25 protein-coding genes are annotated in these 26,271 nt (G+C 68.9%); 20 read left to right on the top strand and 5 right to left on the bottom strand.

Going from position 1 to position 26,271, the window contains the following annotated elements; translation table 11 throughout:
• The 5 genes from C1J01_RS25215 to C1J01_RS25195 all read left to right on the top strand — a co-directional run.
• A partial coding sequence (locus C1J01_RS25215) for a trypsin-like serine peptidase (protein WP_111181450.1) occupies positions 1–885 on the top strand: 885 nt, incomplete at its 5' end.
• 197 nt (positions 886–1,082) lie between these two features.
• Entirely contained in the window at positions 1,083–2,249 is a 1,167-nt protein-coding gene (locus C1J01_RS25210) for a trypsin-like serine peptidase (protein ID WP_111181449.1), read from the top strand.
• A gap of 462 nt (positions 2,250–2,711) precedes the next feature.
• A complete protein-coding gene (locus tag C1J01_RS25205; protein WP_111181448.1) occupies positions 2,712–4,325 on the top strand; it encodes a trypsin-like serine peptidase in 1,614 nt (537 codons plus the stop codon).
• Between the two features lie 437 nt (positions 4,326–4,762).
• A complete protein-coding gene (locus C1J01_RS25200; protein ID WP_111181447.1) occupies positions 4,763–6,370 on the top strand; it encodes a trypsin-like serine peptidase in 1,608 nt (535 codons plus the stop codon).
• 176 nt (positions 6,371–6,546) lie between these two features.
• Complete coding sequence (locus C1J01_RS25195; RefSeq protein WP_111181446.1) at positions 6,547–8,094, top strand: trypsin-like serine peptidase; 1,548 nt, start codon at positions 6,547–6,549, stop codon at positions 8,092–8,094.
• 159 nt (positions 8,095–8,253) lie between these two features.
• Here C1J01_RS25195 and C1J01_RS25190 read toward each other — a convergent pair whose 3' ends face one another.
• The gene (locus C1J01_RS25190; protein ID WP_111181445.1) at positions 8,254–9,612 is read right to left on the bottom strand and encodes an NsdA family TPR-like regulatory protein; all 1,359 of its coding nucleotides are present in this window, start codon (positions 9,610–9,612) and stop codon (positions 8,254–8,256) included.
• 195 nt (positions 9,613–9,807) lie between these two features.
• On the bottom strand, positions 9,808–11,016 hold the full coding sequence (locus C1J01_RS25185) for an NAD(P)-dependent malic enzyme (protein WP_111181444.1): 1,209 nt from the start codon (positions 11,014–11,016) through the stop codon (positions 9,808–9,810).
• Positions 11,017–11,271: 255 nt separating this feature from the next.
• Between C1J01_RS25185 and C1J01_RS25180 the strand changes: the two genes are divergently transcribed.
• The 4 genes from C1J01_RS25180 (at position 11,272) to C1J01_RS25165 (ending at position 14,219) form a co-directional block, all read left to right on the top strand.
• Positions 11,272–12,129: an ABC transporter substrate-binding protein gene (locus C1J01_RS25180; RefSeq protein WP_111181443.1), complete on the top strand. Its 858-nt coding sequence runs from the start codon at positions 11,272–11,274 to the stop codon at positions 12,127–12,129.
• A gap of 3 nt (positions 12,130–12,132) precedes the next feature.
• Complete coding sequence (locus C1J01_RS25175) at positions 12,133–12,960, top strand: amino acid ABC transporter permease (RefSeq protein WP_111181442.1); 828 nt, start codon at positions 12,133–12,135, stop codon at positions 12,958–12,960.
• A complete protein-coding gene (locus C1J01_RS25170) occupies positions 12,957–13,700 on the top strand; it encodes an amino acid ABC transporter ATP-binding protein (protein ID WP_111181441.1) in 744 nt (247 codons plus the stop codon). The genes C1J01_RS25175 and C1J01_RS25170 overlap by 4 nt, the downstream gene beginning before the upstream one ends.
• A 93-nt stretch (positions 13,701–13,793) precedes the next feature.
• Positions 13,794–14,219 (top strand): CGNR zinc finger domain-containing protein, encoded by a 426-nt coding sequence (locus C1J01_RS25165; protein WP_111181440.1) that lies wholly within the window; start codon positions 13,794–13,796, stop codon positions 14,217–14,219.
• A 6-nt stretch (positions 14,220–14,225) separates the two neighbouring features.
• Here the strand turns inward: C1J01_RS25165 and C1J01_RS25160 are convergent, their stop codons facing one another.
• Entirely contained in the window at positions 14,226–14,522 is a 297-nt protein-coding gene (locus C1J01_RS25160) for a S24 family peptidase (RefSeq protein ID WP_111181439.1), read from the bottom strand.
• An 89-nt stretch (positions 14,523–14,611) separates the two neighbouring features.
• Here C1J01_RS25160 and sodN point away from each other — a divergent pair, with 89 nt between their 5' ends.
• The 3 genes from sodN (at position 14,612) to C1J01_RS25145 (ending at position 16,377) form a co-directional block, all read left to right on the top strand.
• Positions 14,612–15,013 carry a superoxide dismutase, Ni gene (gene sodN / locus C1J01_RS25155; RefSeq protein ID WP_111181438.1) on the top strand — a complete coding sequence of 134 codons (402 nt, stop codon included), beginning with the start codon at positions 14,612–14,614 and terminating at the stop codon, positions 15,011–15,013.
• 129 nt (positions 15,014–15,142) lie between these two features.
• Positions 15,143–15,580: an ATP-binding protein gene (locus C1J01_RS25150; protein ID WP_111181437.1), complete on the top strand. Its 438-nt coding sequence runs from the start codon at positions 15,143–15,145 to the stop codon at positions 15,578–15,580.
• A 17-nt stretch (positions 15,581–15,597) separates the two neighbouring features.
• The gene (locus tag C1J01_RS25145) at positions 15,598–16,377 is read left to right on the top strand and encodes an RNA polymerase sigma factor SigF (protein WP_020544159.1); all 780 of its coding nucleotides are present in this window, start codon (positions 15,598–15,600) and stop codon (positions 16,375–16,377) included.
• Here C1J01_RS25145 and C1J01_RS25140 read toward each other — a convergent pair whose 3' ends face one another.
• Positions 16,378–16,761, bottom strand: coding sequence for a hypothetical protein (locus C1J01_RS25140; RefSeq protein WP_111181436.1), 384 nt, complete (start codon positions 16,759–16,761; stop codon positions 16,378–16,380).
• Positions 16,762–16,861: 100 nt separating this feature from the next.
• On the opposite strand from C1J01_RS25140, the gene C1J01_RS25135 reads away from it, so the two are divergent.
• Entirely contained in the window at positions 16,862–17,827 is a 966-nt protein-coding gene (locus C1J01_RS25135; protein WP_111181435.1) for a diacylglycerol/lipid kinase family protein, read from the top strand.
• A 280-nt stretch (positions 17,828–18,107) separates the two neighbouring features.
• Positions 18,108–18,362, top strand: coding sequence for a WhiB family transcriptional regulator (locus tag C1J01_RS25130; protein ID WP_111181434.1), 255 nt, complete (start codon positions 18,108–18,110; stop codon positions 18,360–18,362).
• A 25-nt stretch (positions 18,363–18,387) separates the two neighbouring features.
• On the opposite strand, the gene C1J01_RS25125 is transcribed toward C1J01_RS25130, so the two are convergent.
• The gene (locus tag C1J01_RS25125; RefSeq protein WP_111181433.1) at positions 18,388–19,863 is read right to left on the bottom strand and encodes a PAS domain-containing sensor histidine kinase; all 1,476 of its coding nucleotides are present in this window, start codon (positions 19,861–19,863) and stop codon (positions 18,388–18,390) included.
• A gap of 551 nt (positions 19,864–20,414) precedes the next feature.
• Here C1J01_RS25125 and C1J01_RS25120 point away from each other — a divergent pair.
• The 6 genes from C1J01_RS25120 (at position 20,415) to C1J01_RS25095 (ending at position 26,233) form a co-directional block, all read left to right on the top strand.
• Entirely contained in the window at positions 20,415–21,134 is a 720-nt protein-coding gene (locus C1J01_RS25120; protein WP_111181432.1) for a GntR family transcriptional regulator, read from the top strand.
• Between the two features lie 25 nt (positions 21,135–21,159).
• The gene (bioD, locus tag C1J01_RS25115) at positions 21,160–21,888 is read left to right on the top strand and encodes a dethiobiotin synthase (RefSeq protein ID WP_111181431.1); all 729 of its coding nucleotides are present in this window, start codon (positions 21,160–21,162) and stop codon (positions 21,886–21,888) included.
• 66 nt (positions 21,889–21,954) lie between these two features.
• Entirely contained in the window at positions 21,955–23,115 is a 1,161-nt protein-coding gene (locus C1J01_RS25110; protein ID WP_111181430.1) for a sensor histidine kinase, read from the top strand.
• Positions 23,106–23,762, top strand: a complete 657-nt coding sequence (locus C1J01_RS25105; protein ID WP_111181429.1) for a response regulator transcription factor — start codon at positions 23,106–23,108, stop codon at positions 23,760–23,762. Before C1J01_RS25110 ends, C1J01_RS25105 begins: the two co-directional genes overlap by 10 nt.
• Positions 23,759–24,535, top strand: coding sequence for a DUF4097 family beta strand repeat-containing protein (locus tag C1J01_RS25100; protein ID WP_111181428.1), 777 nt, complete (start codon positions 23,759–23,761; stop codon positions 24,533–24,535). The genes C1J01_RS25105 and C1J01_RS25100 overlap by 4 nt, the downstream gene beginning before the upstream one ends.
• 51 nt (positions 24,536–24,586) lie before the next feature.
• Positions 24,587–26,233: an acetolactate synthase gene (locus tag C1J01_RS25095; RefSeq protein WP_111181427.1), complete on the top strand. Its 1,647-nt coding sequence runs from the start codon at positions 24,587–24,589 to the stop codon at positions 26,231–26,233.
• Positions 26,234–26,271 lie beyond the last annotated feature (38 nt).

Below are 26,271 nucleotides of genomic sequence, written 5' to 3'. Positions count from 1 at the left end.
GCCACCCCCGGCGCCGCCGCCGACTCCACCTCGGCCGCCGGCGCAAGTGTCGCCGGCCCCGTTCCGGCCCCCAACCGGTCGCTCGCCGCGCAGAGCGTGGCCTCCGCCGCGCCGCGTTCGGGCACCGCGCGGACCATGGGCAAGGTCTACTTCCGGTTCGGGAGCAAGGAGTACTGGTGCTCCGGCGCCGCGGTCGCCGCCAAGAACCGCAGCGTGGTCGCCACGGCCGGACACTGCGCGTACGACTCCCGCCAGGCCAGGGCCGCCGACTACTGGATCTTCGTCCCGAACCCCGGCGCCAACGGCGAGACGCCCGACGGCATCTACGTGGGCGCCTCGATCAGCATGCACGAGGACTGGTCCGGCAAGGGCGACTACGACTACGACTACGCGTTCGTGTCCGTGCACCGCGGTTTCACCTGGGCCGCGAAGGACGGCGGCTACGTCATGCAGGACGTCGGCACGCTCCAGGACAACGTCGGCGGGCTCGGCCTCGACCTGAACAAGAAGCCGGGCACGTACACGGTGACTCCGTTCGGCTACCCGGCGGGCGCGCAGCCCGACGGCACGACCCCGTACGACGGCAAGTCGCTGCGGACCTGCCCGACTGGTCCCACCCGCTTCACCGTGGCCCCCGCCCGTGACGTGCAGAAGGGCGTCGAACTGCAGCCCTGCGGCTTCAGCGCCGGCGTCAGCGGCGGCCCCTGGGTCATCGGCTACGACGAGAACCACCGGCTCGGCAACCTGAACGGCGTCAACAGCCTGACGTGGAACCGCAATCCGGGCGGTTTCTACGACGCGGTGTCGTCCCCGTACTTCGACACCACGACCGGCCAGGTCTACCGCCACGCCGCAGCGGTCACCACCCCGGCAAATGTGACCTAAGTCATAGCAACCAAACGATCACAACGGGTGATCAGCCAGTTCGTTCGTCACGGGATGATCACGTCCAGGTTTGGAACGTTCGACCAGATTCGCCGGTAATTCCAGGCTTGCAGGTCAAGCTGTAGGTTCCGGGCTGTCCGTTTGCTGAGTTGCGGAGGCGCATGAGGCGCCTCCGGTCAGCGCAACCTGGAGTTAGCTTGAAGCGAATCATCCTTCCCGCCGGTGGCGCCCTTCTGGCCACCGGACTGCTCGCCTCCGGCCTCTCCGGCACGGCCGCCCAGGCCGCCGCCGGCGTCGCTCACGACCCGATGGCGCGTAACAACGCCGAAGCGGTCTCCGTCGCCTCCTTCTGGCTCGCCTCGAACGGCGCCGCCCTCCGCTCCGCCACCCAGTACACGTGGGACTCGAAGGAAGTGCGGAAGGTCGTCTCCAAGGGCGGCTACGACCCCGACGGCCGGCCCGGCATGACGGCGCCGACGAGCGAGTCGAAGTCCACCGGCTCGGCCCAGAACGTCAACCTGCCCAAGACCGTCGGCAAGGTCTTCTTCGTCGACGGCTCCGGCCGGTACCGCTGGTGCACGGCCACCTCCATCCAGTCGAACTACCGCAACCTGGTCGCCACCGCGGGCCACTGCGTGTACGACACGGAGACCAACTCCCCCACTCTCGACAAGTGGGTCTTCGTCCCCGGCTACTACCAGGGCAAGGCCCCGTGGGGCATCTACGTGGGCAAGCAGGCCTTCACCCACTACGACTTCGACGTCTACGAGGACTACGACCGCGACTACGCGTTCGTCACCGTCTACAACGGCGTCCTGTTCAACGGCGTCAAGCAGGTGGACCGCAGGGACTTCCAGCGCTTCACCGGGCCGAAGCGCTCGTGGGGCGGGCGTTACTACATCCTGCTGTCGAAGGACGCGGGCCGCCTCGGCGACAACGTGGGCGGTCAGGGCTTCGCCTGGAACCAGGCCACCGGCAAGCCGGTGCGCACCTTCGGCTACCCGGCGGCTCCGCACCCTGACGGCGACAAGCCGTACTCGGGTGTGACGCCGAAGCACTGCTACGGCAGCACCACCGCCAAGACCGTCGGCGCCTCCTGGCTGAAGATCGAGGAGCACGTCGGCCTCAAGTGCGCCGTCACCCCCGGTTACGACGGCGGCCCCTGGCTGCTCAACTACAACAACGGCAAGCGTCTCGGATACGTCAACGGCGTGACGAGCACGTTCGCCGACCAGGACGCCAACGACCGGATCGACTACATCACCACGCCGTACTTCGACGGCGAGACGGCCGCGGTGTACAACGCGGCCAAGAACTCGTGGTCGGGCCGCATCGTCGGCCCGCGCGGGGAGCTGTACAAGTAAGCCCTACCAGGGGAAAGCGAGGGCCTCCGGCACAGTGTGCCGGAGGCCCTCGCCTTGTTTCAGGGATCGGTACGCCACACCCGGAAATCGGGCAAATCCGTCATTCTAAAAGCGAACCTGAACGTTTCCTGTGTGGAACGAGCCAGATTAGACGGGGGAGGTTCCCATCTGGTTCCTGTGATCTGAATCACATTAGGCCGACTACGGATTGTGGCGGGGCACTAAACGGCACTTTCGTCCCAGCAACATCAATCCCCGCATTTCCTGCAAAAACGTAACTTCGCGATCACGGCCGGCGAGATCGTCTGACAGGTCACGAACAGGTCACGGCGCCGGAGGGGCCAGTCGGATGTTTCAAAGCGGGTTCCACCTGCGGAGATCACCACGCTATGTTCCTTGCTATCCCTTTACTGACGCATGGGACGCAAGTTGCGACCCACGACAGAGCAAGGAGCAGTTCCCTTGAAGCGCATCCTCATCCCCGCCGGTGGCGTCGTCATGGCCACCGGCCTCCTGGCCGCCGGCCTGGCCGGTACGGCCACCGCCGACACGGTCGTGGCGAAGGACAACATGGCGACCTCGGCCGCCAACGCGAAGGCCATCGCGCAGTTCTGGGCGGAGAACAACGGCGCTGCCCTCCGGGCCGCCAAGGAGTCGAACGTCTGGGACAAGACCGACGTCGCCCAGCTCCAGAGCAAGGGCGGGTACAGCTCGGACACCAAGCCGGGCTCGACCGCTCCGATCGGCGAGGAGAAGAAGACCTCCAGCAAGGTCCAGAACGTCAACATGCCGAAGACCATCGGCAAGGTGTTCTTCGTCAACGACAAGGGCGAGAAGAAGTGGTGCTCCGCCACTTCGATCCAGTCCAAGTACCGCAACCTGGTCGCCACTGCCGGCCACTGCGTGTACGACACGGCGACGAACTCCGACGTCATGGACAAGTGGGTCTTCGTCCCGGGTTACTACCAGGGCAAGGCTCCGTTCGGCATCTACGTGGGTAAGCAGGCGTTCACCCACTACGACTTCGACGTGTACGAGGACTACGACCGCGACTACGCGTTCGTGACCGTGTACAACGGCGTCAAGCTGGACGGCACCGGCCCGCAGGTCAAGCAGGTCAACAAGGCCGAGTACGACGCCTACAAGGGCGCCAAGAAGCTCAAGGTCGACGAGATCTCGAAGGACGAGTACGAGGCCGGCGTCTCCAAGTACGGCCCCGAGGGCCCGTACGCCTACGACGTGGTCAAGGGCAGCGTCTCCAACGTTGGCCACGACTACGTCGCCAAGGAGGGTGAGACCAAGATCCTGACGGGTCGCGAGGTCACCGAGTACGACTACAACAAGGCGCCCAAGGGCACCGAGGCGCTCATCAACGGTGAGCAGTGCCCGACGATCTGCCAGATTGACCCCAAGGACCCGACGGTCAAGGGTCAGAGCGGCGTGACCGTTGCCATCTCCGAGACCGAGTACAAGGAGCTCGTGGCCGCCAAGGCCAAGGGTGAGTTCCTGGGCAAGGTCGAGGCGAAGAACGGCAGCTTCTACAAGACCCAGTACTGGGTCAAGCAGTGGATCAAGGTCGACGCCGACCAGATGAAGTACTACAAGGTCATCGGTTACTTCATCGTGACTCCGCCGGAGCTCGCGGTGAAGGACGCCGGTCGCCTGGGCGACAACGTCGGTGGTCAGGGCTTCGCCTGGAACCAGCCCACCGGCAAGTACGTCCGCGTGTTCGGCTACCCGGCCGCTCCTCACCCCGACGGCAACAAGAACTACACGGGCGTCACGCCCAAGTGGTGCTACGGCAAGACCAGCAGCAAGCTGCAGGGTTCCGCCGCCAAGAAGATCGAGGAGCACGTCGCCCTCAAGTGCGCCATGACCGAGGGCGCCGACGGTGGCCCGTGGCTGTACAACTACAAGAACACCAAGCGTCTCGGCTACGTGAACGGTGTCATCAGCACCTTCAACGACCAGGACAAGAACGGCCGCGTGGACTACGTCTCGTCGCCGTACTTCGACGGTGAGACCAACACCGTCTACAAGGCCGCTGCGGCCTCCTGGTCCGGCAAGATCGTCTGAGGACCACGTTCCGCGACCGGACCTGAGCCGTTCGTGTAACCGTTGTTAGCAGAGAGGGCCCGGCAACCAGCCGGGCCCTCTCTGCTTTCCCGGAAAGTGAAGGGCGTTTTGACGCACGGGACGCTCGGACGGTGCCACTGGACCCATGTGATGTGTGTCACACAGGCTTTCTGGAACGACTCAGGAAGGAGCCCTGACCCCGCCAGTCACACTGTCAACGCACTCATGTTGATCAGGCCAAATGGTCACAAGACGGCTTCTTTGAAACTCCTGCGCATCAGCCTCTAAACATCACAGAACGATCACGGCCCCACGAGTCGCCTCTTTTCCTGTCAAAGCGGCTACCCGGGATCAAGATCGACACTGTATGTTCCTGGCTATCCCTTTACTGACGCATGGGACGCAAGAGGCGTTCCACGACAGCGCAAGGAGTTACCGTGAAGCGCATCCTCCTCCCCGCCAGTGGCGCCATTCTGGCCACTGGTCTTCTGGCTGCCGGCCTGGCCGGCACCGCCCAGGCTGACGACAAGGTCGAGTCGAAGACCTTCGCCGCCGAGGCGAAGGCCGTCCAGACCATCAACTTCTGGGCTCGGTCGAACTTCGCCGCGCTGAAGGGCGCTGTGGCCTTCAACCCGGACAACCTCGAGGTTGCCCAGGTCAAGAGCGGTGGCGGCTACTCGGCCGACACCAAGCCCGGCTCCACCGCCCCCATCGGCGAGGAGAAGAAGACCACCGCCAAGGTCCAGAACGTGAACCTGCCGAAGACCATCGGCAAGGTGTTCTTCGTCAAGGACGGCAAGAAGTACTGGTGCTCCGGCACCTCGATCCAGTCCCAGTACCGCAACCTGGTCGCCACGGCCGGGCACTGCGTCTACGACGTGGACAAGAACGAGGCCGTGCTGGACAAGTGGGTCTTCGTCCCCGGCTACTACCAGGGCAAGGCTCCGTTCGGCATCTACGCCGGCAAGCAGGCGTTCACCCACTACGACTTCGACGTCTTCGAGGACTTCGACCGCGACTACGCGTTCGTCACGGTCTACAACGGCCTCAACCTCAGCGTGACCGGCCGCTCCGTGAAGCAGGTCAACAAGGCTGAGTACGACGCCTGGAAGGGTCCGAAGAAGCTCAAGGTCGAGGAGATCTCGAAGGACGCCTACGACGCTGGTGTGTCGCAGTACGGTCCCGAGGGCCCCTACGCCTACGACGTCGTCAAGGGTGGCGTGACCAACGTCGGCCACGACTACGTCGCCAAGGAGGGCGAGACCAAGCTCCTCCTGGGCAAGGAAGTCACCGAGTTCGACTACAACAAGGCGCCCGCCGCCACCGACACGCTGGTCAACGGCGAGAAGTGCCCGTCGTGGTGCCAGATCGACCCCACGGACGCCACGGTCAAGGGCGAGAGCGGCAAGACCGTTGCCATCTCCGAGGCCGAGTACAAGGAGCTCGTGGCCGCCAAGGCCGCCGGCAAGTTCCTTGGCAAGGTCGAGGCGAAGGACGGCAGCTTCTACAAGACCCAGTACTGGGTCAAGCAGTGGGTCAAGGTCGACGCCGACCAGATGAAGTACTACAAGGTCATCGGCTACTTCATCATCACCCCGCCGTCCGTCGGTCTGAAGGACGCCGGCCGTCTCGGTGACAACGTCGGTGGCCAGGGCGTTGCCTGGAACCAGGGCCCCGGCAAGACCGTCCGTACCTTCGGTTACCCCTACGGCCCGCACCTGGACGGCAACCGTCCGTACACCGGTGTGACGCCGAAGTGGTGCTACGGCAAGTCGGCGAGCAAGGTCCTCACCATCGCTTCCAAGAAGGTCGAGGAGCAGCAGTCGCTGAAGTGCGCCGTGACCGCCGGCTACGACGGTGGCCCGTGGCTGTCCAACTACAGCAACGCCAAGCGTCTCGGCTACGTCTCCGGTGTCACCAGCCTCATCGCGGACACCGACAAGAACGACCGCTACGACACGATCACCTCGGCGATCTTCGACGGCGAGACCGCTGCGATCTACAAGGCCGCTTCGGCCGCGTGGTCCGGCAAGCTCGTCAAGTAGTACCGCTCAGAGATCACGTCGGAACGGTTCCCGTTCTGAAGCAGTAACCAAAGGGCTCGGCAGCCAGCCGGGCCCTTTGGCCTGTTCAAGGTCGAAAATTCTGTGATTCCCCTTACCTGAGTGACTAAAGGGTCGATAGGGTCTTTACACCCTTTTTGACAACAGTGGAGCCTCCCGTGAAGCGCCTGCTCTTCCCCCTCGCAGCCGCCGGTCTCAGTGCCGCCGTCCTTGCCGTGCCCGCCAACGCCGCCCCCAGCTGGGCCACGGACGACCTTCTGCCCAAGCCTGCGGACGCCTACAACGCCGCCGCCTTCTGGCTCGACGCCAACGGAGCCGCGCTGAAGAAGGCCACCCAGTACCGCCTGGACACCAAGGACGTTCCCAAGCTGGTCAGCTCGCAGAGCCAGGGCGCCCCTGACGGCAAGCCCGGCATGACCGCTCCGACCGGCACCACCAAGCCCGCCGCGTCCAAGAACGTGAACCTGCCCAAGACCATCGGCAAGGTGTTCTTCCAGGACAAGGACGGTGAGTACCACTGGTGCTCGGCCACGTCCATCCAGTCCAAGTTGCGCAACCTCGTCGCCACCGCCGGCCACTGCGTCTTCGAGAACGGCGGCAAGGACGACGTCTACGACAAGTGGGTCTTCATCCCCGGCTACTACCAGGGCAAGGCCCCCTACGGCGTCTACGTCGGCGCGTACGCCTACACCGCCTATGACCTCGATACCTACGACGACTACGACGGTGACTTCGCCTTCGTCGCCGTCCACAACGGCTTCTCGCTGGCCGGCAGCAAGGAGGTCAGCAAGGCCGAGTTCGCCGACTGGGCCGGCGACAAGTGGGTGAAGCACGAGGAGATCAAGAAGGAGGAGTTCGAGCCGAACTTCTCCAAGTACGGGCCCGCCGGACCGTACTGGTCGAAGGACTTCGACACCACCCCCGTGAAGGTCGGCCACGACTACACGGGCGACAAGACCCTGACCAGGATCGAGGTCACCAAGGCCGCCTTCGACGAGGCCCCCAAGGCCACCGCCGAGCGCAAGAACGGCGAGCAGTACGAGAAGGTCGAGCGGACCCCCATCACCCAGGCCGAGTACAAGAAGCTGGTGGCGCAGAAGGCCGAGGGCAAGTTCCCCGGCCTGCTCGAGGTCGACAAGGACACGAACGGCAACGAGATCGCCTGGTACGAGAGCCACTACTACGTCGTTCAGTGGGTCAAGACCGGCTCGACCGTCCGCTACTTCCGCGACCACTACATCATCGGCATCGCCAAGGACATGGGTCCCCTCGGTGACGTCGTCGGTGGTCAGGGTGTCGCCTGGAACCAGAAGCTCGGCCAGTCGGTGACCGTCTTCGGCTACCCCAGCGCTCCCCACCCCGACGGCGACCGTCCGTTCTCCGGCCTGACGCCGAAGTGGTGCGCGGGCAAGACCGGCACCAAGAGCTGGCAGGTCAACATGTTCAAGGTGGAGACCCACCAGGTGCTCAAGTGCTCCATGACCGGCGGCGCCGACGGCGGCCCCTGGCTCATGAAGTACGACAACGGCAAGCGCACCGGCTACGTCAACGGCGTGACGAGCATGTTCCACGACTACGACGGCAACGACCGCGTCGACTACATCAGCTCGGCGATCTTCGACGGCGAGGTCGCGGACGTCTACAACAAGGCGAACTACGCGAAGACCAAGTCGCTCGTGAGCCCCAAGGGCGAGCTGCTCCAGTAACCAGAGCCCGGCCTCTGAGCCGGCTCCCCTCCCGACAACGGCCCGGACCTCGCGCCTTCCTTCTAGTGGTCGTCGCAAAGGCCCGGGCCGTTTCGCGTCTTTGACAACGGGCCTTGCGCGAGAGCAGTCTCACGTCTCAGCGCGGGTGAACAGTCGCGCTCAGACGGCCGCGAGCTCCCGCGCCCGCTCCCTCAGCTCCCGCACCGGCCGCTCCTCCCGGTACGGCTCCAGCCGCCGCCGCAGATCCGCCGCGTACGACCGGGACCGCACCGACTGCAACTCCCCCGCCAGCGCCAGTGCGTCGGCCGCGGCCGTGCACGCCTCCTCCACCTCCCCGCACTGCAGCAGCCCCGCGGCCAGCAGCGACAGGTTGAACATCCGCCCCCGCACGTAGCGGCCGTCCATGTCGAGCGACCGCCGCGCCTGCTCGACGGCGCGCCGGCCCTGGCCGAGGTCGCGGAAACAGTGGGCGAACTTGGCCGACAGATAGGCCTCGTCGAAGTAGCTGAGCCACGGCGGCTCCTCCCCCGCCCTGCGGGCCGCGAACGCGCGCTCGGCCTCGTTGAGCGAGGCCCCGCAGGCGCGGTCGTCGCCCAGACCGGCGTGCGCGTGCGCCTCCAGGACGTGAGCGGAGGACTGCAACGTCTTGACCCCCGCTCGGCGGGCGGCCATCTGGGAGGCCCTGGCGAGGTCGAGGGCGTGGGCGGGCTGGCCCATGTAGATCGCCTGGTGCGCCATGCCGGCCAGGATCTCGCCGCCCAGCGTCTGGTCACCGGCGCCCCTGGCCAGGCTCAGGGCCTGGATGAGGTAGCGCTGGGCGATGCCGTGCTGCTCCATGTCGTAGGCCATCCAGCCCGCCAGCCGGGTCAGCTCGGCGGCGGCCGCGGCGAGCTGCCTGCCGGCGGACTCGCCGTACGAGCCCTCCTTGAGTAACGGCGAGACGGCGGTGTCGAGGTATTTGATCACCGAGGAGCGGACGCGGCCGCTGCCGAACCGGTTGTCGAGCTCACCGAAGGAACGGGTGACCTCCTGGATCGCGGCGATGTCGGTCTGGCCGACCCGCCGTGTGCCGGTGCCGCCCAGGCGCCCTTCGGGCGGGGACGTCAACCAGCGAATGGCTCCGACGGAGCCGGCCCCGATCGCGAACGTCGAGTCGATCAGGAACCTCCGTCTCTCCACATCGGCCCGCCACAGCGCCGTCACGGTCGAGACCCCCTCCTGCCACGTGTGCGTGAACTCCTGGCCGAGATCCGGGGGCGTGCTGGTGGCCGCCATCCCCAGGTGTTCGGGGGTGACCGGCCGGCCCAGCCGCAGCGAGAAGATTTCGGCGAGCAAGGACGGAACCGGATCGCGCGGACGCTGCCCGCCGATCCAGCGCAGGACGGAGCTGTGGTCGTACCTGAGGCCCGGGGTGCCGCGCGCGGCTCCGAGATCGTTGAGACACCTGGCAAGTCCTTTGTGAGAAAAGCCCGCCTCTGCGATGAGCTGCTGCAGCAGTCGATTCGGCTCGCGTTCCATCGCTCTCCTCGTCACAGGAGTCGGCGCCCACGTCCTTACAGAGAGCTACAGTTATAGCACTTACGGTAAAGAAATCTTGGACATTCCCCAAGGTAGCCTCAATAAGCCCCCACCCCACGGTCATGCGGGCTACCCACGACATCGCCGGTTAGGCATGAAAAAGGGACGCCCCTGCGAGGGGCGCCCCGGCTCGGCTCAGACGCGCGCGACCCCGTCCGCGCGAGCCTGGGCGGCCACGGCCGCGGTCACCGCGGGCGCCACCCGGTCGTCGAACGGGCTCGGGATCACGTACGTCGGCGACAGGTCGTCGCCCACCACGCCGGCGAGCGCGTTCGCGGCGGCCACCTTCATGTTCTCGGTGATCGCGGAGGCTCGCACGTCGAGGGCGCCGCGGAAGACGCCGGGGAAGGCCAGCACGTTGTTGATCTGGTTGGGGAAGTCGGAGCGCCCGGTGGCCACGACGCCGGCGTGCTTGGCGGCCACGTCGGGGTGGACCTCCGGCGTGGGGTTGGACAGGGCGAAGACGATCGCGCCCGTAGCCATGGCGGCGATGGCCTCCTCCGACAGCGTGGAGCCCGACAGCCCCACGAACACGTCGGCGCCCTCCAGGGCCTCCTCGGTCGAGCCGGTGTGCCGCGCGCGGTTGGTGTCGCGGGCCAGGGCCTCCTTGACCGGGTTGAGGCCCTCGCGGCCCTCGTAGATCATGCCCTTGGAGTCGGAGACGGCGATGTCGCCGATGCCGGCCTCCAGCAGGATGCGGGTGACCGCGATGCCGGAGGCGCCCGCGCCGGCCACGACGGCCCGCAGGTCGCCGAGCGGGCGGCCGGTCAGGCGGGCGGCGTTCTGGAGGGCGGCGAGCACCACGATGGCGGTGCCGTGCTGGTCGTCGTGGAAGACCGGGATGTCGAGCCGCTCGCGCAGCCGGTCCTCGACCTCGAAGCAGCGCGGGGCGCTGATGTCCTCCAGGTTGACGCCGCCGAACGACGGCACGAGCCGCACGACGGTCTCGACCAGGGCGTCGACGTCGGTGCAGTCGAGGCAGAGCGGGACGGCGTCGACGCCGGCGAACTCCTTGAACAGCAGCGCCTTGCCCTCCATGACCGGCATGGCGGCCGCCGGGCCGATGTCGCCGAGGCCGAGCACGGCCGTGCCGTCGGTGACCACGGCGACCACGTTGGAGGTCCAGGTGTACTCGCGGGCGAGCGCCGGGTTGTCGGCGATGGCGCTGCAGACCCGCGCGACCCCCGGCGTGTAGGCGAGCGCCAGGTCGCCCGCGTCGCGGACGGGAACGGTGGACCGGACCTCGATCTTGCCTCCGCGGTGCAGCGGGAAGGCGGGGTCGAGGTTCTCGGTGGAAGAAGCGGAAGCGTCGGGTGTGGCGGCCACAGCGACCCCTGTCGTCATCGGAGCGGAAGAAACCATCGGCGGACACGCGCGAGCGGGCTGGCTTCGGTAGCTGCCAGATTCCCCTCGCCGAGCGTCTCGTGAGGGGGTTCGGGGGTCACCCGTCTCTCGATTCTGCCATATACCGGCCCGGGAGCCGGACTGACGCCGTTCCGTTGACGCATCGTTAAAGGCCGGATGACAGACCGCAGCTAAATGGCCTTTAAACTGCACAAAACGCAAGTTTCCTGGCTTTTCACTTCGAGGAGGCCGTACATGGCCCTCAGCCCCAAGGGCCGCCGTGGTTTCACCGCCGGCGCGCTCGCTCTGACCGCCGCGCTCGCGCTCGCCGCCTGCGGCAGCGAGACCGGCACGAGCTCCGGCACGACCGGCGCGAGCGCGTCCGCCGCAGCAGGCGGAGCCCAGCTGGTGCAGCCCGGCAAGCTCACGGTCTGCACCAACATCCCGTACGAGCCGTTCCAGTTCAAGGACGACAGCGGCAAGATCGTCGGGTTCGACGTGGACATCGTCGACCTGGCCGCGAAGAAGCTGGGCGTGACCCAGAACATCGTGGACATCGACTTCGCCGTGATCAAGAGCGGCGCGGCGATGGCGGCGAAGAAGTGCGACGTCGCCGCAGCCGGCATGACGATCACCCCCGACCGTCAGCAGAACATCGACTTCTCCGTCCCCTACTTCGACGCCACCCAGGCGCTGCTGGCCAAGAAGGGCACCGGCGCCGCCTCCCTGGAGGACGTCAAGGCCAAGGGTCTCAAGCTGGGCGCCCAGGCCAGCACTACCGGCCTCGACTACGTCAAGAAGGCCGGCTTCGACCCGACCGAGTACGCCGACTCCGCCAAGGAGCTGCTGGCCCTGCAGGCCGGCCAGGCCGACGTGATCGTCCAGGACCTCCCCGTCGTCCTCACCTGGCTGAAGAAGCCCGAGATCGCCGAGAAGTTCGAGATGATCGCCAGCCTCGACACCGGCGAGCAGTACGGCATCGGTCTGAAGAAGAACGCCGACCCGGTCCTGCTCAAGACCATCAACGACGCCATCACCCAGGCCAAGTCCGATGGCACGTACGAGCAGATCTTCGTGAAGTGGTTCGGCAAGAAGCCCGGCGAGCTGGGCTGATCCATGGCCGACCAGCCGAAGACGGCTGAGCCTGCCCGCGCCAGGCTCAGCCCGCGGAAGAAGCAGCGGATCAGCCGCGCCGTCCAGTACGTCGTCCTGGCCGCGGCGCTCGTCGCCGTCGTCCTGTACGCCGACTGGGGCAGCCTGGCGGAGAACTTCGCCAAGCCGGAGGTCGCCTCCGAGGCGCTGCCCGAGCTGTTCACCGTCGCGCTGCGGAACACGATCATCTACGCCGTCGGCGGGTTCGTCTTCTCCTTCGTGCTCGGCCTGTTGCTGGCGCTCATGCGGCTCTCGCAGGTCCGGCCGTACCGGTGGATCGCGATCCTCTACATCGAGATCTTCCGCGGCCTCCCCGCGCTGCTGATCTTCCTGATGATCACGTTCCTGCCGCTCGCGCTGCCGGGCTTCGAGGTCCCCGGAGGCACGTACGGGCAGGGCATCCTCGGGCTCGGCCTGGTGGGCGCGGCCTACCAGGCCGAGGTGTTCCGCGCGGGCCTGCAGGCCGTGCCGAAGGGACAGGTCGAGGCCGCGCGGTCGCTGGGCATGTCGGCGAGCAGGGCGCAGCTGACCGTGGTGATCCCCCAGGCGATCCGCATGGTCATCCCGCCGACCACCAACCAGTTCGTCGCCCTGCTCAAGGACTCCTCGCTGGTGCTGTTCCTCGGCGTCTCCGGCGAGTACGTCGAGCTGGCCAAGTTCGGCAACGACCTGGCCTCCCAGTACGCCAACGCCACACCGATCATGGTGGCGGGCGTGACGTACCTGATCGTCACGATCCCGCTGGGATACCTCGCGTCCCGGCTGGAGGGACGTAAGGGGAGGAACCGATGACGCACGCCATCGAACTGCAAGACCTGCACAAATATTTCGGCAAGAACGAAGTGCTCAAGGGCATCGACATGACGGTCGAGCCCGGGCAGGTGGTCTGCGTCATCGGCCCGTCGGGCTCGGGCAAGTCCACCCTGCTGCGCTGCGTCAACCTGCTGGAGCAGCCGACCTACGGCAAGGTGTTCGTCCAGGGCGTCGAGGTGACCGACCCCGACGTCGACATCGACGCCGTACGCCGGCACATCGGCATGGTCTTCCAGCAGTTCAACCTCTTCCCGCACATGACGGCGCTGCAGAACGTCATGATCGCCCAGCAGCGGGTGCTCAGGCGGAGCAAGCGGGAGGCCGAGGTCATCGCCCGCGAGAACCTCGACAAGGTCGGCGTCGGGGCCAAGTGCGACGCGCTGCCCGGCCAGCTCTCGGGCGGCCAGCAGCAGCGGGTGGCGATCGCCAGGGCGCTGGCCATGAGCCCGGGGCTGATGCTCTTCGACGAGCCCACCTCCGCGCTCGACCCCGAGCTCGTCGGCGACGTGCTCACCGTCATGCGCAAGCTGGCCGAGGAGGGCATGACCATGCTCGTGGTCACCCACGAGATGGGCTTCGCCCGCGAGGTGGCCGACCGCGTGGTCTTCATGGACGGCGGCGTCGTCGTCGAGGACGGCCCCCCGGCCCAGGTCATCGGCGACCCCCAGCAGGAGCGCACCCGCGCGTTCCTGCACCGCGTGCTCCACCCCGAGGACTGACCCCGGCGGGGCCGCCCGGAAGGACGCGCCCCGCCGTGGCAACACGCCGCGAACGACGTCCCGCCCGCGCCCGCTCTGATGTAATACTCGGGCATGGACCTCACCTCTTACGCCGAATGGGCGGTGCGCCTGGTGAACGATCCGCACCCGCCCCAGGGGCTGAGGCGGTTGCGCGACGAGCTGGCCGCCGTGTTCGACGCCGCGGGTGACGACCGGGCCGTGGCCGAGCGCCTGAACGCCCTGCTCGAACGCTATCCCGTACGCCCTCAGCTGTCGGACCACGACGGCAACGACTGGCACCTGCACCTGGCCGAGGACCCGGCCGCGACCGCCGTGATGGGCCTGGCCGCCGTCGTCGCCGAGCACGGTGTCGACCGGCTCGGCCGGTGCCGGGAGCCGCACTGCGGGCAGGCGTTCCTCGACACCTCCTCCAACCGCTCCCGCCGCTACTGCTCGGCCCGCTGCGCCAGCCGCGCGAACGTGGCCGCCTTCCGCGCCCGCCGCAGGAACGCCTCCTGACGCCGCCTAGCGCCGCCTGCGCACCAGCGGCCAGTAGCGCAGCACCACGCGGCCCACGATGTCGCTGACCGGGCCGAAATCCCAGCTGTCGCGGCGCCCGCCGGCCCGCTGGTTGTCGCTCTCCAGCCACCAGCCGTCCTCGCCCCGCCACTGCGCCCGTTTGACGATGAGCCGATCCGGATCGCCGGGCAGCCGGGCCACCACGAGGTCGCCGGGACGCACGGCCGCCCCCCGGCGGACGATCAGCCAGTCGCCGGGCTCCAGCGCCGGGCGCATCGAATCGCCCTCGACACGGACTCTCATGGGCCGTAGCCCCCTCCTCCACAGGCATTGGGACACGAGTAAGGTCGGTTGTGGACCAAGCTGATTCAGCATCAAGGAAGGACTTTCTGATGCTCGCACGACTGCTACGACCCAAGCATGTCGCATCCGCCCACTGCGACCTGCCGTGCGGGGTCTACGACCCCGCCCAGGCCCGCATCGAGGCGGAGTCGGTCAAGGCGATCATGGAGAAGTACGCGGCGAACGAGGACCCGGTCTTCCGCACCCGTGCGCTGATCATCAAGGAGCAGCGCGCCGAGCTCGTCAAGCACCACCTGTGGGTGCTGTGGACCGACTACTTCAAGCCGCCGCACCTGGAGAAGTACCCCCAGCTGCACCAGCTGTTCTGGGACGCCACCAAGCTCGCCGGCGCCGCCGGCGGCAAGGGCACCGTCGACCCCGCCCAGGGCGAGGAACTGCTGGCCAAGATCGACGAGATCGCCAAGATCTTCTGGGAGACCAAGGCTGCCTAAAACGGCCTATAAGGCTCTGTGCGGCCACCGGGCCGCACAGAGCCTTTTCCGTTGATGGCGCGTCTGAATCGTCCAAGCACCTCTCAGGGGCGGTAAGTTGCAGTCAGCGTCAGATACGCGAGGAGGAACGTGACCGAGGAAACCGAGACGCGCGCGGAGGGCGTGACGGGCATCCGCGATGTGGTGAGCATCAGACTCCCAGCCGCGAGCGCCTACCTGTCTGTGCTGCGTACGGCTACCGCCGGCCTGGCGGCGCGGCTTGACTTCACCCTGGACGAGATCGAAGACCTGCGGATCGCGGTCGACGAGGCATGCGCCATGCTGCTCAGCGAGGCGGTGCCGGGCACCGACCTGACCGCGGAGTTCGAGCTGACGGGGCAGGAGATGCAGGTCCGGGTGGAGGTGGCGACGGTCGGCAGCTCCGCGCCCAAGCGTGACGACTTCGCCTGGATGGTGCTGACCGCCCTGGCCGACGACGTCGACGCGGTGAGCGACACTCCCGATCGCATGGCGATCGTCCTGCGCAAGCGCCGAGGCGCGGCCCAGAAATCGGCGGGGCCGGCGTGACGGAAAGGACTGGAGCCATGGCCACCAGCGAACACGCCGTGCCCGACAGGGTGCGCGCCCGTCAGCTCTTCGCCGAGCTGGCCGAGCTGGGCCCCGAGGAGCCGCGTCGCCAGCGCATCAGGGACGAGCTGGTCGAACTTCACCTCCCCCTGGTCGAATACCTGGCACGCCGGTTCCGCAACAGGGGCGAGTGGCTCGACGACCTCACCCAGGTCGCCACCATCGGTCTGATCAAGTCCATCGACCGCTTCGACCTCAACCGCGGCGTGGAGTTCTCCACGTACGCGACGCCGACCATCGTCGGCGAGATCAAGCGGCACTTCCGCGACAAGGGCTGGGCGGTGCGGGTCCCGCGCCGTCTGCAGGAGCTCAAGCTCTCGCTCACCAAGGCGATCAGCGACCTCTCGCAGCGCGAGGGGCGCGCGCCGACGGTGGCGGAGCTGGCCTCCTATCTGAAGATGACCGAGGAGGAGGTGCTCGAGGGCCTGGAGTCGGCCAATGCCTACTCCACCGTGTCGCTCGACGCGCCCGACTCCGGTGATGACGACGCCCCCGCGGTGTCCGACTCGCTCGGCATCGTGGACGAGTCGCTCGAGGGCGTCGAATACCGCGAGTCGCTCAAGCCGCTGCTCGAACGGCTGCCGCCGCGCGAGAAGCGCATCCTGCTGCTGCGGTTCTTCGGCAACATGACGCAGTCGCAGATCGCCACCGAGCTGGGCATCTCACAGATGCACGTCTCGCGGCTGCTCGCCCGCACCCTCGCGCAGCTGCGCGAGGGCCTGACGGCCGAGGACTAGTCAGCCGTCGCCGTAGAGTGCGTGGGTGGTGGGGGGAGCGAGCAGTGCCGCGATTCCCGCCACGGCGACTACGGCCAGCGGGATGCCGAGCTGCGGCACCCCTGACTGGATGAGCGTGTAGGCGACGGGGAGCAGGAAGATCTGCGCCAGCACGGCCGGTGACCTGCCCCATCGCTGCACCCGGAACAACCCGCCACCGGCGACCCAGAGCAGCCCGGCGCCCACCAGCAGCGCGAACACTGCCTCGGCCAGCGCGGTCGACAGGCTGACGGGGTTGCCGGTCAGCGCCTCCACGGCGGCGAAGACGCCGAGACCGACGGCGACGAGGCCCTCCAGGGCGACGACCGCGGTGGCGATGAGGAGACTGAGCGGGCGACCGTTCACGCCCGTACCTTACCGCCAGGCCCTCTCGGTCCGAGAAACAGCCAAAAAATGGGACGTTAGCCCCATAAGGCACAGCCCATCGACCGGCTACGCTGGCGCTATGCGCGCAATGCTGCTGGTCAACCCCAAGGCCACGACCACGAACGCCCGTACGCGTGACGTGCTGATCCGCGCGTTCGGCGCGGCCGTGGAGCTCGCCGTCGAGGAGACCCGCTACCGCGGGCACGCCGCGCGGCTGGCGGCGACGGCGCGGGCCAAGGGCTACGACGTGGTGGCGGTGCTCGGCGGCGACGGCACGATCAACGAGACGGTCAACGGCCTGCTCAACCCGGTGGGCGGCGGCGACGCCCGGCACCTCGCCGACCCGAGCTCCGGGCGGCCCTGGCTCGTCGTGATCCCCGGCGGCAGCGCGAACGTCTTCGCCCGCGCGCTGGGGCTGCCGAACGACCCGGTGGAGTCGACCGGCGTGGTGCTGGAGGCGCTGAGGGAGGGCCGCCGGCGTACGGTGGGCCTCGGCCAGGCGCTGTGGGAGGGGCAGAGCAGGTATTTCACGTTCTGCTCCGGCATGGGGTACGACGCCGAGGTTGTACGGGCCGTGGAGGGCCTCAGAGGCTCGGGGCGTAAAGCTACCCCGGCCCGGTATGTGAACACCGCTCTACGGCACTACCTGGCCACGGACAAGCGGCATCCGGCGATGACCCTGACCGGTCCCGGCATCCCCAGGGCCCGCGGGCTCTTCATGGCGATCATCTCCAACACCTCGCCGTGGACGTACGTCGGCCCGCGTCCCGTGCGCCCGACGCCGTGGGCGAGTTTCGAGACGGGTCTCGACCTGCTCGGGCTGCGCCGGATGGGTGCGCTCGCGCTCGCACCGGTGATCCGGCACATCCTCACCGAGAGTGACGCCCTTCCGTCCGGCCGCCACCTCGTCCAGCTGCACGACGAGGCCGAGTTCACGCTCACGGCCGACCGCCCGGTGGCCTTCCAGCTGGACGGGGACTACCTGGGCGAACGCGAAACCGTAACATTCCGGTCTACACCGAACGCGTTACAAGTTTTGGTCTAGCTGGTTACATTCGGTCATTGTGTGACGCATCCGACATCCATAAGGGGCAAAACTTCGCGCCAACCCCCTTGCGTGCACTCTGCGTGGCTGACAGTCTCATCATGGACGTCGGAACGTAGGACCTTTAACAAACCCATAAGGGCCCTCCGCCGCTCCGTGGACAATCCCCCGTGTCCTCATCATGGATGCGGGTAATTGTTCGCCGTAGTTAGTGAAACCTTTCACAAAGTAGTAGCCGTACGGAGCCGACCAGAGGCTCCATCTACTAAGGAGTGGACGCATGGACTGGCGCCACCGAGCTGCCTGCCGTGACGTGGATCCCGAGACGTTCTTCCCGATCGGAAACTCCGGCCCGGCCCTCATGCAGATCGAAGAGGCCAAGCAGATCTGCCGTTCCTGTTCGGTCGTCGACGCGTGCCTGAAGTGGGCCCTGGAGTCCGGCCAGGACGCCGGCGTCTGGGGCGGGCTCAGCGAGGACGAGCGCCGGGCGCTCAAGCGTCGCTCCGCCCGGGCCCGCGCGCGCCTCAGCGCCTGACCGCGCGCGCGTCACACCGCCCGCTTCAGCCAGGCGGGAGTGGAAGCGGGATGGAGAGGACGGCCTCGGTGCCGCCCCGCAGGCGCGGCTCGATCGTGAGCCGGCCGGACAACTCCCCCTCCACCAGCGTGCGCACGATCTGCAACCCCAGGCTGGTGGAACTGTCGAGCTCGAAGCCGGCCGGCAGCCCCTGACCGTCGTCCCAGACGGTGACGTTCAGCCGGTCGAGCGCCGTCTCGGCGACGACCTCCAGCCGTTTGGGCCGCCCGTGTTGCAGCGCGTTCTGCAGCAGCTCGGTGAGCGCCATCGCCAGCGGCGTGGCGATGAGCGAGGGCAGCACGCCGAACTCCCCGACCCGGCGGGGCGTCACAGCCACCTCGGGCGAGGACACCTCCCCCGCCATCGCGATCACGCGGTCGGCGATCTCGTCGAAGTTCACGAACTCCTCGGGCGCGTGGGACAACGTCTCGTGCACGATCGCGATCGAGCCGACCCGGCGTACGGCCTCCTCCAGCGCCTCGCGGCCCTCCGGGACCCGCAGCCGTCTGGCCTGGAGCCGGAGCAGGGCGGCCACGGTCTGCAGATTGTTCTTGACCCGGTGGTGGATCTCGCGGATGGTGGCGTCCTTCGTCATCAGCTCGCGCTCACGCCGGCGCAGCTCGGTGACGTCTCTGATGAGCACCAGCGCGCCGATCCGGCCGCCGCCCACGATCAGCGGGATCGCCCGCAGCTGCACGATGGTGCCGCCCGACTCGACCTCGGTCTCCTTGGCCGCGCGCCCGCTGGCCACGATCATCAGATCTTCGTTGATCGGCTCGTCGGAGTAACACAGCGCGGCGGTCACCCGGCCCAGCTCGGCGCCCACCAGGTCGGCGTGCAGGCCGAGCCGGCGGTAGGCGGACAGGGCGTTCGGGGAGGCGTACGTCACCCGGCCGGCCCGGTCGAGCCGGAGCAGCCCGTCGCCGACGCGCGGCGAGCGGACCAGGATCGGCTCCTCCCCCGAGAACGGGAAACGCCCCTCGGCCACCATCTGCGCCAGGTCGGATGCGCTCTGCAGGTAGGTCAGCTCCAGCCGGGACGGCGTGCGCGCCGACGACAGGTTGGTGGAGCGCTGGATGACGCCCAGGAAGCGGCCCTCGCCGCCCTCGACGGCCCGGCGCACGGGGATGGTCTCCTCCCTCACCGGCACGCCCGTGGACCAGTCGGGGTCACCCTCGCGGCAGATGCGGCGTTCGTTCCAGGCGGTGTCGATGAGGTGGCGCTCGCCCTTGGCGACGACGGTGCCGACGACGTCGTCGTGGTAGACGGTCGGGCCGGTCGTCGGGCGCATCTGCGCGATCGCGATCCAGCCGGACTCGCCGAGCAGCGGGGCCCACAGGATGAGGTCGGCGAAGGACAGGTCGGCCAGCAACTGCCAGTCGGAGACCAGCGAGTGCAGCCAGTCGAGATCGGCCTCGTCAAGGGTGGTGTGGCGGGCCACGAGGTCGCTGAGAGTCGGCACGACTGCATCATGCGTGCTTTTGCCCCTGACAACCAAACCGACAACCAAACCGACAACCGCATCGGCTCCCTGCCGGGCGCGTACGTCCGGCCGCGTAGAGGACAGGTGGCAGGACGTGGGCATAACTCTGTACGACGCGGGCGCACGGCCACGCAGTCGCACAGTGAAGACAGATACGGCATCGTGCAGGCAATCAGACCTTTGCTGAAATCTCAGCATGTGATAACCGTCACATCGTCGCAGCCGCCCGCCACCTCCGGCACGGCGGGCCGGTTGCCTGAGGCGGGCCTGCGGGAGGTGATCCACACGGGCGGGTGCTCTTGCCGCGACATGACGCGTCACCGGACCTCGGTTACGACGTTGCGGGCCGCTGCGGATATCCTTCTCCATCAACCTGAGCTGCCCGGAGCCGCGCGTGCCCGCGCCCGTACGCGACCGGCGCCGGTGAGCCGCTTGCGCCCGCGGTTGACCGCTCGGGCGAAAGTGAGTTCCGATGATCTCGCGGTGATCAGACACGCCCTCACCGCCGTGGCAGAAGTGAAGGTGAGCGCGTGACAGACGACGGCCCCCGCGTTCCGAAGTACTACGACGTGAAACGCAGCCTGCTCGAGCTCACCAAGAGCCTGCCGCCCGGCACGGCGCTGCCGCCCGAGCGCACGCTCGCCGTACGGTTCGAGACCTCCCGCACGACGGTCAGGCAGGCGCTGACCGAGCTGGTTGTCGAGGGACGGCTGCTGCGCATCCAGGGCAAGGGCACGTTCGTGGCCCAGCCGAAGGTGGCCCAGGTGCTCCAGCTCACCTCCTACATCGGCGACCTGCGCACCGCCGGCCTGGAGCCCGACACCAAGATCCTCGACATCGGCTACATCACCGCCGACGAGGCGCTCGCGCGGCGGCTGGCCATCAACCCCGGCGGCCGGGTGCTGCGCATCCACCGCCTGCGGCTGGCCAACGGCGAGCCCGTCTCGATCGACACCACCCACCTGTCCGCCCGCCGCTTCCCCCGGCTGCGGCGCGAGCTGGAGGTGCACTCGTCGTTGTACGAGACGCTGCACAACGCCTACAACGTGCGGCTGACGGACGCCGAGGAGATCATCGAGACCGTGCTGGCGACGCCGTACGACGCCAAGGCCCTCGGCGTCGACGTCGGCCTGCCGATGTTGCTGCTCACCCGGCACGCCTTCGACGCCGACGGCAACCCCGTCGAGTGGGCGCAGTCGCTCTACCGCGGCGACCGCTACAAGTTCGTCACGCGCCTGCGCCGTCCGTAGCCTCCGGCGCTTCTACGCTGGGGCCATGAGCGTTCTGGTCGTCACGGGAACCGACGGCGGCGTGGGCAAGACCGTGGTGACGGCGGCGGTGGTGGCGCTCGCGCTGCGGCGCGGGTCCGCCGCGGCCGTGGTCAAGCCCGCGCAGACCGGTGTGGCGGCCGGGGAGCCGGGTGACGTCGACCAGGTGATCCGGCTGTCCGGGGCGGCCACCACGTTCGAGCTGGGGCGTTTTTCCGAGCCGCTGTCGCCCGCCGCGGCCGCGCGGGCCGCCGGGATGCCGCCCGTGTCGCTGGCCGCGGCCGCCGTGCTGGTGCGGGAGCTGGCCGAGAGCAACCGGCTGGTGATCGTGGAGGGCACCGGTGGGCTGCTCGACCGCTACGACGACGACGGCGCCACCATCGCCGACCTGGCCCGGTCGCTGCACGCTCAGGTGCTCGTGGTCGTACGGGCCGGGTGCGGAGCCGTCAACCACACGGCGCTGACCCTGGAGGCGCTCGCGCACCGGGGGCTCGACCTCGCCGGCGTCGTGATCGGCCGGTGGCCGCAGGCGCCGGGGCTCGCCGAGCGGAGCAGCGTGGCCGACCTCGAGATGCTGGCCGCGCGGCCGCTCGCCGGCGCGCTGCCGGACGGGGCCGGGCGGCTCGCGGCGCCGGAGTTCGCCGAAGCGGCCCGCGAGGGGCTGTCCGCCACGCTCGGGGGCGTCTTCGACCCCATCGCCTTCCGCCACCGCCACACTCCGGAAGGGTGGGGTTAGCCCCACCCCCCGCCGGCACACCAGGCCCATTTCCTCCGCCCTGGGCTGGTCAATACCGTTAGGGGCATGAAAGTCCCCCGCCCCTGGTCGGCACGGGCCTGGCTCGACACGGCCCACGTGGTGACCGGACTGCCGGTCGGTGTGCTGCTCGGCGGGCTCACGATCGTGCTGGCCGTGGCGCCCCCCGTGCTGCGCCGGGCCGTTCCGCGGTTCACGGGGGTGCAGCGGTCCCGGTTCGACGCCTTCCTCGGCGTCCGCATCCCGCCCGTGCCGGGCCCCGCGGACTGGCGCAGCCCGGCGATGTGGCGGCAGATCGGCTACCACGTGCTGTCGCCGGTCGTGAGCGCCGTGGGGACGTTCCTGGTGGCCGTGGTGTGGGGCGGGGCGGTGGTGGGCCTGCTGGCGTTCCTGGCGCCGCGGCTCTACCGGCCGCCGATGGAGTTCTGGATCGATCTGAGGGACGACCGGGTGCTGGCCGCGTTCATCGCGGTGGGGCTGGGGTTGTTGCTGCTCGCGCCCGTGCTGGCGCGCGGCATGGCGGCGCTGGACCTGTCGGTGGCCCGTACGCTGCTCGGCCCCAGCCGCGACGAGCTGGGCCGGCGGATCGAGACGTTGCGGGAGAGCCGGGCCGGCGTGATCGACGCGACCGACGCCGAACGTCGCAGGATCGAACGCGACCTGCACGACGGCGCCCAGCAGCGGCTGGTGTCGCTCGCCATGAACCTCGGCCTGGCCAGGGCCACCCTGACCGACCTGCCCGAGCCCGCCCGCAAGGCCATCGAGCAGGCGCACGAGGAGGCCAAGCAGGCGCTCAAGGAACTGCGCGACTTCGTGCGCGGCCTGCACCCGGCCGTGCTCAACGACCAGGGCCTCGACGCGGCGCTGTCCGGCGTCGCCGCCCGTGCCCCCTTTCCCGTGAAGCTGCGCGTCGACATCGAGCGGCGTGTCACTCCGACCATCGAGGCGGTGGCCTTCTTCATCGTGTCCGAAGCACTGACCAACATCGCCAAGCACGCCGCGGCCACCCGGGCCGAGGTGACCGTGCGGCGCGAGGGCGACCGGCTGCACCTGCTCGTGTACGACGACGGCTGCGGCGGCGCCCGGATGGACGGCGGCACGGGTCTGCGCGGCCTGGCCCAGCGGGTCGACTCCGTGGACGGGACGCTGCGCCTGTCCAGCCCGCTGGGCGGCCCGACGACGATAGAGGTGGGACTGCCGTGCGAGTAGTGCTCGCGGAGGACTCCGTGCTGCTGCGCGAGGGCCTGATCCGGCTCTTCGACGCCGTGGACATGGAGGTCGTGGCCGCCGTCGGCGACGCCGAGGGGCTGCTGCGCGCGGCCGAGGAGCACCGTCCCGAGCTGGTCGTCACCGACGTGCGGATGCCGCCCACGCACACCGACGAGGGCCTGCGGGCCGCGCTGGTGCTGCGCCGCAGGCTGCCGGGCCTGGCCGTGCTGGTGCTCTCGCAGTACGTCGAGGAGCGCTACGCCGCCCAGCTCCTCGCCTCGGCCGCGACGGGCGGCGTCGGCTACCTGCTGAAGGACCGGGTGGCCGACGTCGCCGAGTTCTTCGACGCGCTGCGCCGGGTGGCCGCCGGGGGCACGGCGCTCGACCCCGAGGTGGTGGCCCAGCTGCTGCTGCGCGGCCACAGCGACCCGCTCGAACGGCTCACGCCCCGCGAGCACGAGGTGCTCCAGCTGATGGCCGAGGGGCGTTCCAACGCCGGCATCGGGCAGGCGCTCGTGCTCAGCGAGGGCGCGGTGGGCAAGCACATCGGCAACATCTTCGCCAAGCTCGACCTGGCGCCGGCCGAGGGCGACCACCGGCGGGTGCTCGCCGTGCTGCAGTTCCTCAAGATCAGGAGCCTGCCGTGAGGGCGCTCTGGCTGGCCGCCGGGGCCGTGCTGACGGTGGTCGCGCTCGTGGTCTCCACGACGGTGCTCTGGCACGAGTTCGCCCGCGCCAGAACGCCGCGCGACGACACGACGCGTTCGATCCCGTTCGCCCACGAGCAGGTGCGGATCATCGTGGGCGAGGGCGACGTTAGCCTGTCCATCACCTCCGGGCGGGCCGGCGAGCTGTGGATCGGCCGCTCGCTGCGCTGGTCGCGCGACCGGCCGACGGTGACGGAGGACTGGGACGAGCGGACGGCCACCCTGCGGCTCGAAGCCGTCTGCCCCGACCAGCCGGCCGGTCCCCTCTGCCACGCCGACTACGCGGTCAGCGTCCCGCCGGAGACCGACGTCGAGGCGAACATGTCGCACGGCCCCCTGTTCGCAAGCGACCTGTTCGGCAGCGTGCGCCTGACGTCGTCGTCCGGCATCGTGCACGTGATGGACCTCGCGGGGCCCCTGCGGGTGCGGACCGGCACCGGCGACGTGCTCGCCGAGCGGCTCGCCGGCGGCGAGGCCGACGTGGAGACGGGATCCGGGATGGTGCAGGTGAGCTTCATGGAGCCGCCCGACACGGTCAGGGCCGTGGTGCGCACGCGCGGCGACGTCACCGTGCGCACGCCCGCCGTCGCCTACGACGTGGACCTGGAGGCCGCCCGCAGCCGCGTGGACGTCGAACGCGACGAACTGTCGACGCGCAAGATCACCGCACGGGCGCCCCGCGGCACCGTCTCGCTGTCGACGTGCTGCGGGTGATGCCGTGCCCAAAATCTGTTTACCGGTGTGACTGGTTGGTAAGTTCCCGGCATGGAGTCTGCGAAGCACGCCGGTGACGCCGCCGTCGCCGTGTCCAAGGCCTATGGCGTCGAGACCATGTTCACCCTGTCGGGAGGGCATGTCTTCCCGCTCTACGACGGAGCCGTCCACGAGGGCATGCGCATCCTCGACGTACGCCATGAGCAGAGCGCGGTCTTCGCCGCCGAGGCGACCGCCCGGCTGACCAGGAAGCCCGGCCTGGCCGTGCTCACCGCCGGGCCCGGCATCACCAACGGCGTCAGCGGCGTCGCGACCGCCCACTTCAACGGCTCTCCGGTGGTCGTCCTGGGCGGGCGGGCGCCGCAGTCGCGCTGGGGCAGCGGCGCCCTGCAGGAGATGGACCACCCGCCGCTGCTGGAGCCGATCACCAAGCTGGCGTTCACCGCCTCCGGCGCCGAGTCCGTCGGCCAGGACGTCGAGTCGGCCTTCCGCACGGCGCTCGCGCCCCACCGCGGCCCGGTCTTCCTCGACTTCTACATGGACCACCTGTTCTCCCCGTCGCCCGTCCACGAGGTGCGCACACAGTCCCCGTCGCCGCTGGAGCCCGACCCCGACGACCTGGCCGCCATCGCGCGCCTGATCGCCGAGGCCGAGCGCCCGGTCGTCGTGTACGGCTCCGACGTGTGGATGGACCGCGCCGAGGAGGCCGCCCGCGACTTCGCCGAGACCTGGCGGCTGCCGGTGATCCCCAACGGCCAGGGCCGCGGCATCCTGCCGTCCGGCCACGAGCTGCTCGTCACCCGCGCCCGCGGCCTCGCCTTCGGCCAGGCCGACCTGGTGATCGTGGTCGGCACACCGCTCGACTTCCGCCTCGGCTACGGCTGGTTCGGCGGCAAGGACGGCGCTCCGCTGGCCAAGGTGGTGCACATCGCCGACACGCCCTCGCAGCTGGCCACCCACATGCAGCCGGCCGCCTCCGCCGCGGGCGACCTGTCGGTGGTGCTCTGGAGCCTCGCCAGCGCCTGCGCCGACGCGGGGGTCAAGCCCGACACGTACGGCTCCTGGGTGTCGAAGCTGTCCGAGGCGGCCGCCGCGGCCATCGCGGGCGACGCCGAGCTGCTGGCCGCCGGCTCCGACCCGATCCACCCCATGCGGGTGTACGGCGAGCTCGGCAAGGTGCTGGACGACGACGCCGTGGTGATCGGCGACGGCGGCGACTTCGTCTCGTACGCCGGCAAGTACGTCGAGCCGAAGCAGCCGGGCAACTGGCTCGACCCCGGCCCGTACGGCTGCCTCGGCACCGGCCTGGGCTACGCCATCGCGGCCCGCCTGGCCCGGCCCTCCTCGCAGGTCGTGCTGCTGCTCGGCGACGGCGCCGCCGGCTTCTCCCTGATGGACGTCGACACCCTCGTCCGCCACCGCCTGCCGGTCGTCATGGTCTGCGGCAACAACGGCATCTGGGGCCTGGAGAAACACCCCATGCAGCTGCTGTACGGCTACGACGTGGCCGCCGAGCTGCAGCCGCACTGCCGTTACGACCAGGTCGTGACCGCGCTGGGCGGCGGCGGCGAGCTCGTCACCAAGCCGTCGGAGATCGGCCCCGCGCTGCGCAGGGCGTTCGACTCAGGCATCCCGTACATCGTGAACATCGCGACCGACCCGCAGGTCGCCTACCCGCGCAACACGACGGGGGTGTGACGGCCTACTGCTGCGGCTTGGTGGGCGTGGGGGTCGGG

This window comes from Nonomuraea aridisoli (assembly GCF_003236395.1).
In the GTDB taxonomy this organism is placed as follows: domain Bacteria; phylum Actinomycetota; class Actinomycetes; order Streptosporangiales; family Streptosporangiaceae; genus Nonomuraea; species Nonomuraea aridisoli.
This window is presented reverse-complemented; position numbering and strand designations above follow the sequence as displayed.

Bases quoted from the DNA above. Each gene is read 5' to 3' on its own strand.
- C1J01_RS25190 (WP_111181445.1), bottom strand. From the start codon at position 9,612: ATGGAACGCGAGCCGAATCGACTGCTGCAGCAGCTCATCGCAGAGGCG.
- C1J01_RS25185 (WP_111181444.1), bottom strand. From the start codon at position 11,016: ATGACGACAGGGGTCGCTGTGGCCGCCACACCCGACGCTTCCGCTTCT.
- C1J01_RS25180 (WP_111181443.1), top strand. From the start codon at position 11,272: ATGGCCCTCAGCCCCAAGGGCCGCCGTGGTTTCACCGCCGGCGCGCTC.
- C1J01_RS25175 (WP_111181442.1), top strand. From the start codon at position 12,133: ATGGCCGACCAGCCGAAGACGGCTGAGCCTGCCCGCGCCAGGCTCAGC.
- C1J01_RS25170 (WP_111181441.1), top strand. From the start codon at position 12,957: ATGACGCACGCCATCGAACTGCAAGACCTGCACAAATATTTCGGCAAG.
- C1J01_RS25165 (WP_111181440.1), top strand. From the start codon at position 13,794: ATGGACCTCACCTCTTACGCCGAATGGGCGGTGCGCCTGGTGAACGAT.
- C1J01_RS25160 (WP_111181439.1), bottom strand. From the start codon at position 14,522: ATGAGAGTCCGTGTCGAGGGCGATTCGATGCGCCCGGCGCTGGAGCCC.
- sodN (WP_111181438.1), top strand. From the start codon at position 14,612: ATGCTCGCACGACTGCTACGACCCAAGCATGTCGCATCCGCCCACTGC.
- C1J01_RS25145 (WP_020544159.1), top strand. From the start codon at position 15,598: ATGGCCACCAGCGAACACGCCGTGCCCGACAGGGTGCGCGCCCGTCAG.
- C1J01_RS25135 (WP_111181435.1), top strand. From the start codon at position 16,862: ATGCGCGCAATGCTGCTGGTCAACCCCAAGGCCACGACCACGAACGCC.
- C1J01_RS25130 (WP_111181434.1), top strand. From the start codon at position 18,108: ATGGACTGGCGCCACCGAGCTGCCTGCCGTGACGTGGATCCCGAGACG.
- bioD (WP_111181431.1), top strand. From the start codon at position 21,160: ATGAGCGTTCTGGTCGTCACGGGAACCGACGGCGGCGTGGGCAAGACC.
- C1J01_RS25110 (WP_111181430.1), top strand. From the start codon at position 21,955: ATGAAAGTCCCCCGCCCCTGGTCGGCACGGGCCTGGCTCGACACGGCC.
- C1J01_RS25095 (WP_111181427.1), top strand. From the start codon at position 24,587: ATGGAGTCTGCGAAGCACGCCGGTGACGCCGCCGTCGCCGTGTCCAAG.